The 509-nt window shown below is 24.0% G+C and carries 1 protein-coding gene; it reads right to left on the bottom strand.

What is annotated here, in order from left to right:
- Positions 1-34: 34 nt before the first annotated feature.
- Positions 35-509 (bottom strand): sulfatase-like hydrolase/transferase (locus tag CQA44_RS12930; protein ID WP_220272170.1); only part of this gene is annotated, 475 nt, incomplete at its 5' end.

The following is a 509-nucleotide window of genomic DNA, read 5'->3' as shown; positions in this document are numbered from 1 at the left end:
TTTTCCCTACTTTCTTTCATAATTTATTACTTAATTATTTTTCTTTATTACTTTTCTCTTGCCAAAAACTCTCATAAGTTTTTGAAGGTTGCATAATTAAATCATTAAAATCTTCATATTCTTCTAATAAAGTTTTTTTATATAAAGGATTTCTACCTAAACCAAAAGATTCTACTTTAAATCCAATAGAATCTAATATTAAAGGAGTTATATCAAAATGGCTAATAAGTCTATTTTTTATTAATTCTTTACTAGCTTCTTTGCTAAATTTAGGATTTATAAAAACATTAAATATTGCTCTTTTAGCATTATCTGGAAAGAAGTTTTGTTGCATACTTAAATGGTCTCCTAAGATTATTATTGTTGTATTTTTATAAAAATCTTGTTTTTTAACCCAAGCTATAAAATCACTTATAATTCTATCAGAACACTTTATAGCACTAGAGTAACCAAACTCTAAATCACTACAAAAATCTTTATCAACATAACCATTTGGAAAGTGGGTATCA

It is taken from the genome of Helicobacter sp. MIT 14-3879 (genome assembly GCF_003364125.1).
Note: the sequence above shows the minus strand (reverse complement) of the source record. Positions and strands in the feature narration are given on the sequence as shown.